At 45.5% G+C, this 15,225-nt stretch carries 13 protein-coding genes; 3 read left to right on the forward strand and 10 right to left on the reverse strand.

The annotated features are described in order from the left end of the window. Positions 1 to 378: 378 nt before the first annotated feature. From GC093_RS09875 to GC093_RS09900, 6 genes are all read right to left on the reverse strand, one after another. On the reverse strand, positions 379 to 1,245 hold the full coding sequence (locus GC093_RS09875) for an inositol monophosphatase family protein (protein WP_171651707.1): 867 nt from the start codon (positions 1,243 to 1,245) through the stop codon (positions 379 to 381). Positions 1,246 to 1,556: 311 nt separating this feature from the next. Next, the gene (fabI, locus tag GC093_RS09880; RefSeq protein WP_171651708.1) at positions 1,557 to 2,327 is read right to left on the reverse strand and encodes an enoyl-ACP reductase FabI; all 771 of its coding nucleotides are present in this window, start codon (positions 2,325 to 2,327) and stop codon (positions 1,557 to 1,559) included. Between the two features lie 98 nt (positions 2,328 to 2,425). After that, positions 2,426 to 3,421, reverse strand: a complete 996-nt coding sequence (gene uvsE / locus GC093_RS09885) for a UV DNA damage repair endonuclease UvsE (protein WP_171651709.1) — start codon at positions 3,419 to 3,421, stop codon at positions 2,426 to 2,428. Between the two features lie 102 nt (positions 3,422 to 3,523). Next, positions 3,524 to 3,844, reverse strand: coding sequence for a hypothetical protein (locus GC093_RS09890; protein ID WP_171651710.1), 321 nt, complete (start codon positions 3,842 to 3,844; stop codon positions 3,524 to 3,526). Positions 3,845 to 3,950: 106 nt separating this feature from the next. Further along, complete coding sequence (locus GC093_RS09895) at positions 3,951 to 5,078, reverse strand: D-alanine--D-alanine ligase (RefSeq protein ID WP_171651711.1); 1,128 nt, start codon at positions 5,076 to 5,078, stop codon at positions 3,951 to 3,953. A 226-nt stretch (positions 5,079 to 5,304) separates the two neighbouring features. Beyond that, positions 5,305 to 6,336, reverse strand: a complete 1,032-nt coding sequence (locus tag GC093_RS09900) for an amidase domain-containing protein (protein ID WP_171651712.1) — start codon at positions 6,334 to 6,336, stop codon at positions 5,305 to 5,307. Positions 6,337 to 6,688: 352 nt separating this feature from the next. On the opposite strand from GC093_RS09900, the gene acnA reads away from it, so the two are divergent. Next, a complete protein-coding gene (gene acnA / locus GC093_RS09905; RefSeq protein ID WP_171651713.1) occupies positions 6,689 to 9,394 on the forward strand; it encodes an aconitate hydratase AcnA in 2,706 nt (901 codons plus the stop codon). Positions 9,395 to 9,457: 63 nt separating this feature from the next. Here acnA and GC093_RS09910 read toward each other — a convergent pair whose 3' ends face one another. Beyond that, entirely contained in the window at positions 9,458 to 9,727 is a 270-nt protein-coding gene (locus GC093_RS09910) for an aspartyl-phosphate phosphatase Spo0E family protein (RefSeq protein ID WP_171651714.1), read from the reverse strand. A 29-nt stretch (positions 9,728 to 9,756) separates the two neighbouring features. Then, complete coding sequence (locus GC093_RS09915; RefSeq protein WP_216624570.1) at positions 9,757 to 11,055, reverse strand: hypothetical protein; 1,299 nt, start codon at positions 11,053 to 11,055, stop codon at positions 9,757 to 9,759. On the opposite strand from GC093_RS09915, the gene GC093_RS09920 reads away from it, so the two are divergent. Then, a complete protein-coding gene (locus GC093_RS09920; protein WP_216624571.1) occupies positions 11,039 to 11,491 on the forward strand; it encodes a hypothetical protein in 453 nt (150 codons plus the stop codon). The two genes, GC093_RS09915 and GC093_RS09920, sit on opposite strands and share 17 nt — an antisense overlap. 557 nt (positions 11,492 to 12,048) lie before the next feature. On the opposite strand, the gene GC093_RS09925 is transcribed toward GC093_RS09920, so the two are convergent. Continuing rightward, the gene (locus GC093_RS09925) at positions 12,049 to 12,792 is read right to left on the reverse strand and encodes an IclR family transcriptional regulator (protein WP_171651717.1); all 744 of its coding nucleotides are present in this window, start codon (positions 12,790 to 12,792) and stop codon (positions 12,049 to 12,051) included. Positions 12,793 to 13,112: 320 nt separating this feature from the next. Between GC093_RS09925 and GC093_RS09930 the strand changes: the two genes are divergently transcribed. Then, positions 13,113 to 14,138 carry an alpha/beta hydrolase gene (locus GC093_RS09930; RefSeq protein ID WP_171651718.1) on the forward strand — a complete coding sequence of 342 codons (1,026 nt, stop codon included), beginning with the start codon at positions 13,113 to 13,115 and terminating at the stop codon, positions 14,136 to 14,138. A 65-nt stretch (positions 14,139 to 14,203) separates the two neighbouring features. Here the strand turns inward: GC093_RS09930 and GC093_RS09935 are convergent, their stop codons facing one another. Continuing rightward, complete coding sequence (locus GC093_RS09935; protein WP_171651719.1) at positions 14,204 to 15,211, reverse strand: tripartite tricarboxylate transporter substrate binding protein; 1,008 nt, start codon at positions 15,209 to 15,211, stop codon at positions 14,204 to 14,206. Positions 15,212 to 15,225 lie beyond the last annotated feature (14 nt).

Consider the following 15,225-nt stretch of genomic DNA (forward strand, 5'->3'; position numbering starts at 1 on the left):
CATTCTCTATTTTAACACTCACTCGTTGTTCAGTTTTCAAAGGGCAATCGTTGACAAAGCCACGTCATTGCTGACTTTCTTCTTTGTCGTTTTGTGCCAACTTGTTTAGCGGCGACTTTCTTAATATAACACATCCGCCTACCACATTGCAAGCATTATTTTTTTGAAGCTCATTTTCTTTTTCTTTCAATCCCGAGCCGTTTTTGGCCGGAAGAACAATATAGCATGGATGAAATTAGATTGCAAGTTTTTCTCAACTTTTTTTCGTCCGCTACAGAACCTTTTATACTATACCCATTTCTACAAAAAATAACAACCTCTACTCCAAAAACCCAAAAGGTCTGAAGTAGAGGTCGTCTATAACTACCCTATTCATTCTTATGCCTTAATCACAAGTGCAGACGCACTGGCAAGCTCGCTTTGGAATTCATCATGAATATGTCCATTCGATGCTAAGATATTACGTACGCCTAAAGTATATGGATTTCCTTCCGTATCTGTAACCGTACCGCCCGACTCCATTACCAGTAAGGCACCAGCTGCTATATCCCATGAATTTAGACCGATTTCCCAAAACCCGCTCAAACGGCCAGAAGCAACATACGCCAAATGAAGCGCGGCCGAACCAGCTATACGAATATTTCGTACTTTAGGACAAAGAGCATTAAACCCCTGCAGATTAACTGGCAAGGCTCCTGCACGATCTGCTGGAAGGCCAGTAGCAATTAGGCTCTCTATTAACTTCCCCTCGCCGGAAACGCTCATCGGTTTTCCTTTGACGTAAGCGCCTTTTCCCTTCTCAGCAACAAACAGCTCGTTGGATATAGGGTTGTAAACCACACCTACTATAACTTCGCCCTTGTAAGCTAAAGCTATAGACACACTGAAGAACGGAAAACCATGCACAAAATTCGTTGTACCATCTAAAGGATCTACGATCCACAAATATTCGGCGTCCTTAACAGCCTCCAATGCTTTACTGGATGCCGCAGGACCCGGCTCTACCCCTTCTTCCCCAAGTATGGAGTGATTCGGGAAATGGGTTTGAATTAAATTGCGGATCATCTTCTCCGCGCCTTTATCTACTTCGGTTACAAGATCCTGTGAGGAATATTTTGTATGTAAGCTGTTGAAATCCCCCAATTTACTTTGGATCCATTCTCCCGCTTTTGACGCTGTATTAATAGCTACCGCCGTAAAGCTCTTACTTCCGACTGTAAAGGATGGATTTCTATCATTAGACATTCAATCAGCCCTTTTTCCTTTTTCTTTCAAAGATATAAATCATATTAAATCTTAGTATATTGAATATACGTTGTAAAAGCTACAGCGTTTCACCCAAAAATAATTAGGGGTTAACACAAAAGAATCCAAATCAAGGGGAGATTTTTCGAATATTTATTGGGAGGACTAAGGAAAACTGGCAGCTGCTCCAGCTCCTTAAGGACTAGCGTGATTGCCAAGGTGGAGCGAAGCGAAGAATAACCAAGGACCTTTACCGGCTGTTCAACAAAAAAAATAACATCCACCCTTGAAAGGATGAATGTTATTTCACATTAAACACCTACAATATGATAACCGTTATCCACATAAATGACTTCACCTGTAATGCCTCTGGACAAATGACTCATAAGGAACATCGCTGTGTCGCCAACCTCTGCCACTTCTGTTGTTCGGCGCAGCGGAGCTTTTTCCTCAACCGAACGTAGGATGGAGTTGAAATCCTTAATCCCCTTGGCAGCTAAGGTACGGATTGGGCCCGCTGAAATCGCATTGACACGTACATTAAATTGACCAAGATCATTTGCCAAATATCGTACGCTTGCTTCCAAAGCAGCTTTTGCAACACCCATTACATTGTAATTCTTCATGGCGCGTTCTGCACCGAGATAAGTCATGGTCATGATGCTGCCGCCTTCAGTCATTAGCGGATACATTCTTTGCGCAACCGCTACGAGCGAGTATGCGCTGATATCTTGAGCTAAAGCAAAGCCTCCACGCGAGGTATCAACGAACAATCCTTCAAGCTCTTCAGTTTTAGCAAAAGCAATACTATGTACAAGGCCGTGCAGCACACCAAAATGTTCTTTAACAGCTCCGGCCAGTGTTTCAATCTCTTCATCTACTGTTACATTGCAGGGAAGTACAACCGAGTTAGGAATAGTGTCAGCCAGCTTACGGACCCGCTCCTCAACTCTTTCATTTTCAAATGTAAATGCAAGTCGAGCACCTTGTGACGCCAAGGATTGAGCAATCGCCCATGCAATGCTGCGGTCGTTGGCAACACCCATTACAAGTATATTTTTACCGTTTAATAGTTGGCTCATGAAAAATTCCCCTTCCAAAAATAAAATGAGGCTTTAGCCTTCACCCTTACTCAAGGTACCCCATTTTACCGAATTTTTCAAGCAAGAATAAATACGGTTCATAGTTCAAATGAAGCTTGCCCCAGAACGTTTACATCTCTCTCCTCGCTAACATCTTTCATAAGCTGGATGAGTGCTTCATCCTTCCTTTTGGCTTCGATCATAATATCGAGCTTTGGAGTCATCGGTGCAACGGAACGTAAAAATTGCATGAGCACCGCGGCATCGATAAAATCGGCATGACTGCGCACATCTTTATCGTTCTTGGGACTCGAAACGTGAATTTTGGGAGGTAAGTGACGCTCGGAATCCTGCTCCTTCTGACCTTCCCAAGTATGCATTATTCTTGGCCACAAGACGGCTATATCCTCCTCTGCCAATTCATCCTCCGAATGATTAACCTGATGATGATGAATATCAAGCACCATAGGGGCTCTCACATCCTCGCAAACCGTTAATGTTTCCAGAGCCGTGAAGGTTTTATCGTCATTTTCTAAGGTAAGCCTGCGTTGTATTCGTTCCGGGAGGTTTCTGAAACGTTCTACAAACCGTGCGCGAGCCGTCTCTTTGTTGCCATAAGCCCCACCTATATGGATATTGCATTTGGCTGACTCATCAAGCCCCATCGCCTCCAGCATCGTGACATGCCGATCCAAATCAAGCAATGAATTTCGCAATACCTCCTCCCGAGGCGTGCTCAGTACAGTAAAATGATCAGGATGAAAGCTAATACGCATCTTATGCAAGCGGGCATATTGCCCTAATTCAGCAAAAGCATCCTGTAGAACCGGCATGGGATCCCAACCTTCCAGCATCTCATGACCCAGCAGCGGAATGAGCTTGGATGAACAGCGGTACAGTTGAATATCATAAGCTCGGTTATGCTTCAACAGCCTAAGTGTATTATTAATATTATCGACAGCTGTTCGCTCTAGCTTACGAATCGCTGCTTCACGGTTTTCAAGCTTGGCGAAGGTAGTTGCTGTCATAGTTTTGGAAGGAGAAGCGTTGGCTACCAACATCGACATCGCGACATAACCTAGACGGACGATCATTCTATTTCATTCACACTCCGCTCACAAGATATATGAAATAGGTTGTCCAACAAAAAAAAAGAAAACACCTTCCCTATTATTAGGGAAGGTGTCGACAATTTGTTATCCACGTGAAAGGCCGAAAAACATTTCATAAGCTAATGCAGTCTGGATTCGCGATTCCTCTTCGGTCAATCGGCGTACCAGCTCCATTTCTACCTGGGTCACTTCTTCTCCCTGGAAGTTAATTTCTGCAATAGAAGCAACGATTTTGACAATGGCGATCGCTTTATTATCAGGACTGTAGGCAATAACCATCTCTCCTGTTGGATAAACACGAAAGCCTTTTTTGACCATTTTGCCGCGCCCATATTCCAGCAGCTCGTATAGCTCTTGCTCGGATTTAAACTTGCACACGGAATTAAATTCGGTCTGAAATCCCATACGTAGTCTCCTTTCTTGCGGCACTTTGGAATATATAGAACAAGCATACGTGATGCAGTTAAGGTTCGCAAGTAGGCGAAGTCTTCCCTCAAACTCGAATCACACTTTATACATCAAATGAGTATTGGATTCTCTGTTTATCTGCATGGCGCTTGACGGCTAGTGAAACTAAGTTATCCAACAGCTCGCGGTATGGCTTACCAGTCTCTTTCCACAATAAGGGGTACATGCTGAAGGGTGTAAAGCCGGGCATTGTATTGATTTCATTAATAAAAATTCTGTTATCTTCCTTTCTTAGGAAGAAGTCGACGCGCGACAAGCCTGAACTGTCAACCGCCAAAAAGGCACGTATAGCCATTTCCCTAATTTCATCAGACAGTTCCTGAGGAATTTCCGCAGGAATGATCATAGATGACTTGCCGTCGATATATTTGGCTTTATAATCATAAAAATCATTAGAGGATACCACCTCACCTACCACTGAGGCCTCCGGATCATCATTGCCAAGTACTGCTACCTCCACTTCGCGCGCGTTGATATTCTCTTCAACAATAACTTTACGATCGAATTGAAAAGCCTCCTGGATGGCTTTAATCAGCTCTTCACGGTTTGAGACTTTGCTGACGCCCACACTGGAGCCTAGATTAGCAGGTTTTACAAAACATGGATAGCCGATGGAAACCTCAACTTCCATTAAGAAGAATGCCTGATCCTTCTCCCATTGTGTCCGTGTAAAGTGGCGGAACACGCATTGCGGCAATCCCTCTTGTGCAAAAACTTTCTTCATCATTACTTTATCCATGCCTACAGAGGAGGCCAATACCCCAGCCCCTACATAAGCGATATTAGCCATTTCCAATAGCCCTTGAATGGTTCCATCCTCACCGAATGTTCCGTGCAATAATGGAAATACAACATCGACTTGTGACCCCGTCGTCGAGCTTGAGGCAGCAATTTTCGTATCCACTGTCTGTTGCGCGTTAAAGAAAGGCTGCAGCGCAAAATTTTCAGCAGACTGCGGTTCATTCTCAAATTTCAGAGCAGCTACATTCTCTACAGGTCCTTGAAGCTGTTGACCGGAACGCCATTCCCCCTGCTTAGTAATGTAAAATGGAACCACTTCATATTTACTCATGTCAAAAGCTTTAATCACAGCGAGTGCAGTTTGCAGCGATACCTCGTGCTCTCCGGATTTCCCGCCGTATACTAAGCCAACTCGAATTTTGTCGTTCATAAATACCTCCGAAAATCTATGATATGTAAGAGCATATAAGTACCGTATAAAAGTGCAGTCAAGGATAATCGGCATGAAGTCGTGAAAGACATGCGCGTTCACCAAAGTTGAGCGAAGCAAAATCAGCTTTCTATTCAACTCATAAAACATCCGTCATTCAGAAAGTTGAACAGGACAAGCATAAACCAAGCGAATTGGAAGAATACTTGCAAGCGTAAGGCTAGCACTATCTCATCTCGGATATATGGAGGAAACGGTATTGTGTTCGCTCTGTCCAAGCAGGAGAATCTTTATAGGCCCAATAACGGTGACGGCTGTTTATAGTATGAGCATTCATCAGGGGCATGCCGTTAGCATCCTTGGCTGTAACAATGGCACTATGACCAAACCGTCCGCTACCATCCCAATCGTAGCTTATTACATCGCCAAGCTGAAGTTGATCGGCATGATCCTTAATTTCAGCATGAAGCCCGGTTCGACTGTTTAACATATACCCTTGAAGGCTATGAGCCACAGACCAGCTGAAGCTCCAATGCTCTTGCCCATTATACTTGCCTTTGTACCACCAGCCTGCGTCCCTTTTTCCAGTATAGTTCATTGGTGCCCCGCCTGCAAAGAGGCATTGGGAAACAAAGCTGCTGCAATCCACTTCAAACTCAATGTAAGAAGGGTTAGCCTTATCCCACCATGTTTCTGCATATTCTACGGCTTGTGCCCGATTGTAACTGAACTTTCGTCCAGAATTTTCTAAATAGGGAACAACGTTATAATTTAGATAGGGTAATGATGGAAAACGCAACCCGTGGTGGTTCATGTACGGCTCATCTGCTTCCGTTTCGTAAGCACTACCTTGATTCGGTGTATTTATAGGAAATGAATTTTCTGTACCAACGAGTTCAATACGTGTTATATGCCATTTCTCATCGAGCTCTTGAAGCGTAATTCTCTCGGTTTCAACCCGATGCTCTTCAAACTCGGCATTGCCAATAGCTCCAACCGAATTCCGTTTGAGTCGAATATCCGCTATAATTTTCCGCTGCTGCCCGGCAGACGTTTGCAGAATAGTAAGTCGGGTTTCATTCTTAATAGGAAAGTAGCGCCGATCCTGATCCGAGTGTGCTGTACGAGCCAGCCTTTTGATTTGTGCTTGCAGGAATTGCGTATCCGTTACGAAGGGAAGCAACGGTTCGACAGAGTAATCCATGTCCATTTGATTTTTGTGGTGAACATAATCATAGAGGGTTGTTTTCCATGACATGTGGGCTACCTCCAATTGGTTGGTTTGCAGACAGGATAATCAGCTTCGCCGTCCCTTAGAAAGAGTTCGTTAACCAAGGTTATGCGAAACAACGAATAAAACTTATGCACGTAATTAAAAAAATCTGCTTTCAGAACCGAAAGGTAATTAAATAGCCAATATTCCTGTCCATACGGGTCTAGCGATTATTCCAATATATGAGGGAATGTGGGCAAAAATGATTGAATATAACCTTTACGAAGCGTCTTGCACGATGTATACTTAGTGTATAGTAATTATGAAATCGCGTTTCACTGTATGAAACAACATAGATTTCAGCTGATACTACATTTTTGAGGAGGAAACGAGAACCATGGCTAACAAAGATCAGTACTCCGTACGCAAATCACTGGACGTCAACGGTAAAAACTACCATTACTACAGCTTGCCCGGACTTGAGGCTCAAGGCCTCGGCAATATCACCCCATTGCCTTTTTCCATTAAAGTACTTTTGGAGGCAGCTGTTCGTCAATTTGACGGCAGAGCGATCACTTCTGAGCATGTAAAACAAATTGCTAATTGGACAAATGTACGCGAAGACAAAGAAATTCCTTTTATCCCAGCGCGTATCGTATTGCAAGATTTTACAGGTGTTCCTGTAGTTGTTGACCTTGCTGCTATGAGAGATACAATGAAGCGTTCCGGTGGGGATCCAAAGCGTATCAACCCACTCGTACCCGTGGACTTGGTTATTGACCACTCTGTTATGGTTGATGCCTTCGGTTCTCCGGACGCGTTAGATATAAACATGAATTATGAATTCGAACGTAATGAAGAGCGTTACCGTTTCCTGCGTTGGGCGCAAACTGCTTTTGATAATTTCCGCGCTGTCCCTCCTGCTACCGGTATCGTTCACCAAGTTAACTTAGAGTATCTGGCTTCTGTTGCAGCTACCAAGGTTATCGATGGCGAAACCGTAGTATATCCCGATTCTTTAGTTGGTACAGATTCCCATACAACTATGATCAATGGTCTTGGTATTGTAGGCTGGGGAGTTGGCGGTATTGAAGCTGAAGCAGGTATGCTAGGTCAACCGCTCTACTTTGTAACACCGGAAGTTATCGGCTTCAAGCTGACTGGTAACCTGCCAGAAGGTTCAACTGCAACTGACTTGGCATTAACCGTAACCCAAATGCTTCGCAAAAAAGGTGTTGTTGGTAAGTTCGTTGAGTTCTTCGGCCCAGGCCTGAGCAACATCAGCTTGGCTGACCGTGCAACTGTAGCTAATATGGCACCGGAATACGGCGCAACCATCGGTTTCTTCCCGGTTGATGCTGAATCCTTGAACTATATGCGCAGCACAGGTCGTGAAGAAGATCAAATCGCGCTTGTTGAAGCTTACTATAAAGCACAAGGCATGTTCCGTACTGATGCAACACCGGATCCAGTATTCAGCGACGTAATCGAGCTTGACATGTCCTCCGTTGTACCAAGCTTGGCAGGTCCTAAACGTCCGCAAGACCGTATCGAATTAACATCCATGAAGGAATCCTTCAACTCCATCATTCGCACGCCGATTGAAAAAGGCGGCTACGGCTTAAGCGACGAGAAAATCTCGGAGACTGTTGAAGTGAAGCACGCTAGCGGCGATGTAAGCAAAATGGGAACAGGCGCTGTTGTTATCGCGGCTATCACAAGCTGCACCAACACATCCAACCCAAGCGTTATGATTGGCGCAGGCTTAGTAGCCAAGAAAGCGGTAGCGCTTGGCCTGAAAAAACCTGCTTATGTGAAAAGCAGCTTAACTCCAGGATCTCTAGTTGTTACTAACTATTTGAAGAATGCTAACCTGTTGGAATCTCTTGAAGCTCTGGGCTTCCACGTAGCAGGATACGGCTGTGCAACCTGTATTGGTAACTCCGGACCATTGCCAGAGGAAGTTGGAGAAGCTATCTCTAACAACGACATGACGGTAGCTGCTGTATTGTCCGGTAACCGGAACTTTGAAGGCCGCGTTCATGCTCAAGTAAAAGCGAACTACCTAGCTTCTCCACCGCTGGTTGTTGCTTATGCATTGGCAGGTACAGTTAACATTGATTTGGCTAACGATCCTATCGGTTATGATCAAGCGAACCAACCTGTTTATTTGAAAGATATCTGGCCAACAAACGCTGAGATTCAAGAAGCAATGTCTTCAGCAATGAGCCCTGAAATCTACCGTGATAAATATTCGAATGTGTTCCGTGCCAACGAACGTTGGAATGCGATTAATGTACCGGAAGGCGAGTTGTACGAGTGGGATGAGAAATCCACCTATATCGCTAACCCACCATTCTTCGAAAACTTGGGCGCAGGTATTGCCGATATGGCCGATATCCGCGGTGCAAGAGCTATGGCATTGCTTGGCGATTCCGTAACAACGGACCATATCTCCCCTGCTGGTAACATCAAAGCAGACAGCCCTGCCGGCAAATTCTTAATCGAGCATGGCGTGAAGAAGGAAGATTTCAACTCGTACGGCTCACGTCGTGGTCATCACGATGTAATGATGCGCGGAACTTTCGCGAACATCCGTATTCGTAACCAAGTGGCTCCAGGCACTGAGGGCGGCGTAACGACTTATCTGCCAACTGGCCAAGTTGAGTCCATCTATGATGCTTCTATGAAATATCAGGAGCAAGGCACGAACCTAGTTGTTATCGCTGGTAAAGAGTACGGCACAGGCAGCTCCCGTGACTGGGCGGCAAAAGGTACATTCCTATTGGGAGTAAAAGCCGTTATCGCGGAAAGCTTCGAGCGGATTCACCGTTCCAACCTCGTGGGAATGGGCGTACTGCCGCTTCAATTCTCCGAAGGAAACAGCTGGAAAACACTAGGCATTACAGGAACAGAAACGTTCGACATTACTGGCTTGACTAACGACGTTCAACCAGGTCAAAAGGTTCCTGTTACGGTTACACGTGAAGACGGAAGCAGCTTCCAATTCGAAGCCATCGTTCGTTTGGACAGCATGGTGGATGTGGATTACTACCGTAACGGCGGCATTCTGCAAACTGTATTGCGTCAAATTATGGCTTAATTGTATACAAATGAAAAAGCGCCCTAGCAAGGGCGCTTCTTCATTAATTTGAAGGCAACTGAGTTAATCAGTTGTCTTTTTTTGCAATCTATTAAAAGCATTAATTAATTCATCCAGCTCCATCGAATAATTGAGACTTCTAGGGTCTGTATGACCATATGTTTCCGCATGTTTATTTAATTGCTGACGTTTCTCATAAATGGCCTCCTCTATTAGCAGAAACTTTTCTTTCTCTCCGCGATAGAACGACTTTCGTTGTGAACTGGACAACAAACCAGTGACTATAACACCCGTCATAGGAGAAATTCTTACCTTTAGATTCTTATTTATCATTCGATATACACTCCTTCTCATTATGTTTATCAATCGTTGAGAAGAAGCATATATCGAGGGGGTTGACCCGGTGGCGGTCTCGACCATTGATTAATACCGAGAAACTGGGATCCACTATAGTCTTGGTTCTTTATTTTTGGAGCATACTGAAGCTGATTTACCGGAAAAAGGAATACCTGACTTCCAGGAAACTCCCCGCTGCCTGCACCCATTAATCCGCCGCTTCCCGTTAACCCATTTCCTTTTATAAAAGTAAACGGTAGTGCAAACCAGTGACTTGTGACATTCGTACGTGTGGGTATCGACCCAGGCAGGGGCCATTGTTTATTCAAGTCATTCAAGGTTGCGTTTGAAGCACAGAATTCGGTCATAACGGCCCGTTGAGATGTGGGATTCGTAAATGGTGACGCATCGGAAATATCCGCTGTTCCCGGTTTGGGACTCGGAGATGACTTCCCCTCCATACCGACTTCAGGACTATCTGAAGGCTCTGCACGAACTGGTTCTACCTTAACGCCTGCCATGGGGACGTTGCTGTCTGATGAGAATGGTGGACCAGCAGGGGGCCCAATATTCATCTTCGCAATGGTGTAGCGATTCTCAGCCCCGTCCATTCCATTCGTGTCAACAGCTTTCTTCCCTCCGCCTCCTCCGTTTATGGGAGGAACCTGCGTTGGGCTTGGATTCTTACTATCCGGCGCAACCGGTACTTGGATAACTACCTCAGGCGTTTCCACTTGAATGGGCGGAATCACCACCACCGGGGGCTCAGCCTTGATTGGAGCCCCTCCTACTGGCGATAAAGGCACTTCCACTTCAACCGCAGGCGTCTCTACCTGAACGATCGGTATATCTACTTTAATTGCAGGCAAGCTGACCGATGCCTGCGGCGCCTGATCAGTTGAAACCTTCACCTCGACAGAAGGGACGTCCACCTTAACTAGTGGCGTATCTAGCGAAATGGTAGGGGTCTTGATCTCCAGATTGGGAAGTAGTCCGCTTTCCGTGTTCTTCCCCTCTATTGGAGGAGCCCCCGATCCACTCGACTGAATGCTTACAGGGGCACTCTGCACCTGGACATTCACCACGGGTGTGTCCACTTGAATGGCTGGCGTCTCAAGCTTGATTTGCGGTGCTTGGTTCGACCCTGTCAAAGGCACTTCTGCCTCTACCGCAGGCGTTTTTACCTGGATGACAGGCGTGTCCACTTTTATTGCAGGCAGGTCGACCGATGCCTGCGGCAATCGATCTGTCGAAACCTTCACTTCCAATGAAGGGACCTCTATCTTTACCAGCGGTGTATCGAGCGAAATGGAGGGTGACTTCACCTTCAGATCAGGGACAACGGCCTTCTCAGCAGATGGCAGGGGAGGCCGTGCCGCATCCTGTGCTGCTGGAGGTGATGCTGGTGTTGGTGGAGCTGCTGGAGGTGCCGATGATGCCGGCACTGAGGTGACTGATGCTGGTGCCGGCGCTACTGGTGATGACGGGACTGACGCTGGTGACGCAGCTGCAGGTGCTGAGGAGACTGGTGCCGGTGCTGGTGGCGCAGGTTTGGATGCAGGAGTGGACACCTTCTCCACAATGTTAGTAATCGAATTTAAAAGCCCTGCCTCTACTTCAAGGGGATACACACTCTCCAAAATAAGCGCCAGAACAAATACGATTCCTAAGCTCCGATACTTGATCATTCCTTTTGTTCTAGTTAATCTGCTGGCAAGCATGCTAGGCTACACCTCCTTCCCAGTTATCCGAGGCAGCTGATATATTAATTATTACTATAGAAGTTGAACTTTTGAATCACATGTTATCGCAACAGGAAAAATTCCCGTTAATCTAGTTGAAGATCCCGTATGCAGACCAAGATGCTGAATTTGCCGGAGTAATTCCAGGGGTTCCAAACCAACATTTCCAATTTGCGGATTATCCCTACTAATTACTTGATAATAGACGAAATCGGTTAAAAACACTGTCGTATTTTGGTGCAACAGAGAAAATAATAGAACTAGTCCCAAATACCTGTGCAATTTAAATAGAATTTCGTGGAATTTTGGCTCCTGTCCGCCCCATTCAACAAGTCTTGTTTTCAATCATATAATACTCCGTCAAGGGAGTAGCAGAACAGAGCGCCTAGCGCACAGCAAAGAATTATAAGAAAAGCTTCTATTCGAAGCCCTTTCGATGAAGCTACATTCGTGTAATAGCGGTAGCTTTTCTTGCAATATCAGAATTGTTCAGCTTTGCTGAGAACTTATTAATTCTGATATTATAAAAAAATAAAGCCGGTTTCACCCCCTATCGAGCGGGGATGAAAACCGGCTTTATTTCAACATCTTACCCATGCGGCGCGCTGCTTCCATCAGCACTGGCGCATGCTCCTTCATCTTCTCCAACGTCAACCGGTTGGAGGGTCCACTTACCGCAAGCGCCGCTACAAGCCGATGCGAGCCATTCAAGATCGGCACCGCCACGGCAGCGGCGCCAGGCTCCCGCTCCTCGACACTCGTCGCGTAGCCGAGTGTCTTCGCCTCAGCGAGCTGCTGCATAAAGGAGCTGCGCTCAAGCCCCTGCGGCCAAGCAGGGCCTTCGGTCAGCACTTCCTGCACCTCCTGCTCAGCGAAGGCTACCAGGATCTTGCTCGATGCGCCAACGAACAATGGCATCCTCGCTCCAATCGGTGCAACACGGCGGATAGCCTGGTTGCTCTGCACGGCTTGTACACGCACCCGCTCCAAGCCGTCACGCACGTACAAGCTAATCGTCTCGTCAAGCCGATCACGCAACCCTTCCATGTCCGGCAGTAAAATCTGCGCGGGGTCATCACTATGGGTTAAGTTAGCCGATAGCTCCCAAATACGGAAGCCCAGCCGATATTTATCCGATGAGGGATCTCTCAGAACGAAGCCTTTACCCTCCAAAGAAGCAAGCAGCCTATGCACTGTACTTTTATGAAGCGATACCCTTGCGGATATTTCAGTTAAGCTTATATCTGAAGAATCGGTAAAACAAAGTAAAATATCTAAAGCACGTTCTACTGCGCGCACGGTCAGTTTACCATCTTCCATCAACATTTCCTCCAACAATCAGTTTCACTTGATGAAACTCAGTTACATATAGTATAACTCAAGCAAATTACACCGTAAAGGAATATTATTTTAAACTATCCAGCCTCTTTTAATTCTTCATTACTCCTTTTCTGAAACACTCTCTGTTACAGTTACATTACAGCCAGTTTACATTTTTCGCGTATGATTGACGCACCTGCGCCCACATCTTACTATAGAAATAAGGACATAATTTTTAACCTTTATCAAAGTCCCTCCATTTTTTTATAACGACTCTATATATTTTTTAAAGACATCTAAGAACATGAGGAGGGATCCCGATGGAACCGGAAACACTTACTTCTATCCCGCTCCATACAGCACAAACTCAGATTGAAAACGTTATCATTAAGCCCTCCATTGCCCGTCGCAGAATCAAGCAACTGTTGATTGCAATGATGTCATTTATGCTGCTCCTCTTCAGTCTAGTCTTAGGATTTCATGCTTACATCGCCTGGACCCTAGCACGGCCGCATATTGACCCGCTTCGTTCCAACCCAGCCTTATCATTTGGAGCAGCGTATGAAAATATTCAGTTCCCAAGCTTGAATGGCAGCTCCAATCTGTCCGGCTGGTTCATCCCTGCTGAAAGCTTGGCTGAAAAGAGTAAAACGGTTGTATTCTCACATGGTTACGGCGGAAATCGCGAAGAAATATGGGTTCCCTTATACAGTTTGGCGAAGGAATTGCATAAGCAAAATTACAATGTCTTAATGTTCGATTATGGCTATGTTCAGCCGAAGGAGAGCGTAACTGGCGGTATTCGTGAATCCCAGGAGCTATTAGGCGCTATCAAATATGCAAAAGAATACGGATCTGGAGAGGTTTATGTTTGGGGTTTTTCTATGGGAGCAGGAACAGCGCTGCAAGCTGCCCTACAGACTAAAGATATTGACGGTATGATATTGGATAGCACATTCATCCTTGAACCAGATACCCTTTACCATAACATGATTCAGGTGGCGAATTTACCGAAGTTTCCTTCACAACCCCTTGTCCATTTGTTCTTCCCGCTGCTCAATGGAGTCAGCTTGAACCAGATTCCATATGATAAAGTAAAAGAAGCAAAATACAGCATGCCGATTTTCTTTATTCATAGTAAAAATGATGAGCGAGCGCCCTTCGAAATGGCACAGGAGGTATTCCGCAATCAGCCTGATAATTCCGGTTCACAACTATGGCTGTTGACGAAGGAACGACATGAGTTGATTTTTAAAGGCAATAAAAAAGACTATTTATCCTTAACGATGGGATTTTTGAATGGATTATCTGCCACAACATCCAGTAGCATGGCGCAAGCCAATTAAGCTACACCAAGTAAAAAAGACCACCCATCCAATTGGAGAGTGATCTTTTTTACTGTTTCTGAGGTTTACTTTAACTTCATCGTAGGAATGAGCTCGGAGAAAAACTTGAATTGATCGTCGGCATACTTCGTATAGTCGGCAGGTGCTTTGTAGGATAGTGTAAAACCACGCTCAGCCGCGAACTTTTTGAATGCTTCTGAATTAACGGCTTCCTTCAATGCATCAGCCAATACAGCTTTGACGTCATCAGGCGTACCTTTTGGAAGAACAAATCCGCCCCAGCCTGCAATCTGTACATCAATTCCTTTTTCTTTCAACGTTGGAACGTCCGGAAAGTTTTTATCTCGTTGGTTGTCCATGATTGCAAGCACTTTCACTTTCTTGGACTCAATTGCACTTTTTACTTCCCCTGTGCTGACCGTTACCGCATCTAAGTGGCCACCCATTAAAGCTGTTACCGCAGGGGCCGCTCCGTCAAAAGGAATATCACTAAAAGTAACACCGGCTTTAGTTGCAAATGCTGTTGAAGCTACATGCCAAATTGAACCGGCTCCGGAATTTCCTACTTTAATTTTGCTTGGATTCTTTTTGGCAAATTCTATAAACTCTTCAACCGTGTTGTACGGAGCATTAGCATTAACCGTTAACGCTGCCGGAATTACAGTGGCTTGTGCCAACATATCAAACTTGCTCGGCTCCAAATCAGATAGCCCCAACGCTTTATGCATAACCAGCTCAACAGGAGCGTAACTGAGTGTATAGCCGTCTTTAGGGCTTGCTTGTACATAAGATAAGCCGACACCACCTGTACCGCCTGATTTGTTTATAACAACAACAGGTTTCTTTAATTTCTCCTCCATACCTTTAGCAATAATACGGGCGGTGCTGTCCGATGCGCCACCAGGAGCAAATGGAACTACTAACGTAATTTCCTTCTCAGGGAACGCCGCTTTCTTCGGTTGCTCTTTAGCTTGGCCTCCTGCCGCTCCTCCAGTTGTTGATGCGCCTTGAGCGCCGCATCCTCCCAACAACAACGCCAATGATAAGCTTGCACCCAAAATTGCTTTTTTCATATTGAATTTCCCCC

This window comes from Paenibacillus foliorum (assembly GCF_013141765.1).
Lineage (GTDB): Bacteria > Bacillota > Bacilli > Paenibacillales > NBRC-103111 > Paenibacillus_S > Paenibacillus_S foliorum.

What these genes read in the sequence shown, in the direction of transcription:
- GC093_RS09900 (WP_171651712.1), bottom strand. Translation starts at nt 6,336, where the DNA reads ATGTCATGGAAAACAACCCTCTATGATTATGTTCACCACAAAAATCAA.
- GC093_RS09875 (WP_171651707.1), bottom strand. Translation starts at nt 1,245, where the DNA reads ATGTCTAATGATAGAAATCCATCCTTTACAGTCGGAAGTAAGAGCTTT.
- GC093_RS09920 (WP_216624571.1), top strand. Translation starts at nt 11,039, where the DNA reads ATGGAGGGTGACTTCACCTTCAGATCAGGGACAACGGCCTTCTCAGCA.
- GC093_RS09895 (WP_171651711.1), bottom strand. Translation starts at nt 5,078, where the DNA reads ATGAACGACAAAATTCGAGTTGGCTTAGTATACGGCGGGAAATCCGGA.
- GC093_RS09910 (WP_171651714.1), bottom strand. Translation starts at nt 9,727, where the DNA reads ATGATAAATAAGAATCTAAAGGTAAGAATTTCTCCTATGACGGGTGTT.
- uvsE (WP_171651709.1), bottom strand. Translation starts at nt 3,421, where the DNA reads ATGATCGTCCGTCTAGGTTATGTCGCGATGTCGATGTTGGTAGCCAAC.
- fabI (WP_171651708.1), bottom strand. Translation starts at nt 2,327, where the DNA reads ATGAGCCAACTATTAAACGGTAAAAATATACTTGTAATGGGTGTTGCC.
- GC093_RS09935 (WP_171651719.1), bottom strand. Translation starts at nt 15,211, where the DNA reads ATGAAAAAAGCAATTTTGGGTGCAAGCTTATCATTGGCGTTGTTGTTG.
- GC093_RS09890 (WP_171651710.1), bottom strand. Translation starts at nt 3,844, where the DNA reads ATGGGATTTCAGACCGAATTTAATTCCGTGTGCAAGTTTAAATCCGAG.
- GC093_RS09930 (WP_171651718.1), top strand. Translation starts at nt 13,113, where the DNA reads ATGGAACCGGAAACACTTACTTCTATCCCGCTCCATACAGCACAAACT.
- acnA (WP_171651713.1), top strand. Translation starts at nt 6,689, where the DNA reads ATGGCTAACAAAGATCAGTACTCCGTACGCAAATCACTGGACGTCAAC.
- GC093_RS09925 (WP_171651717.1), bottom strand. Translation starts at nt 12,792, where the DNA reads ATGGAAGATGGTAAACTGACCGTGCGCGCAGTAGAACGTGCTTTAGAT.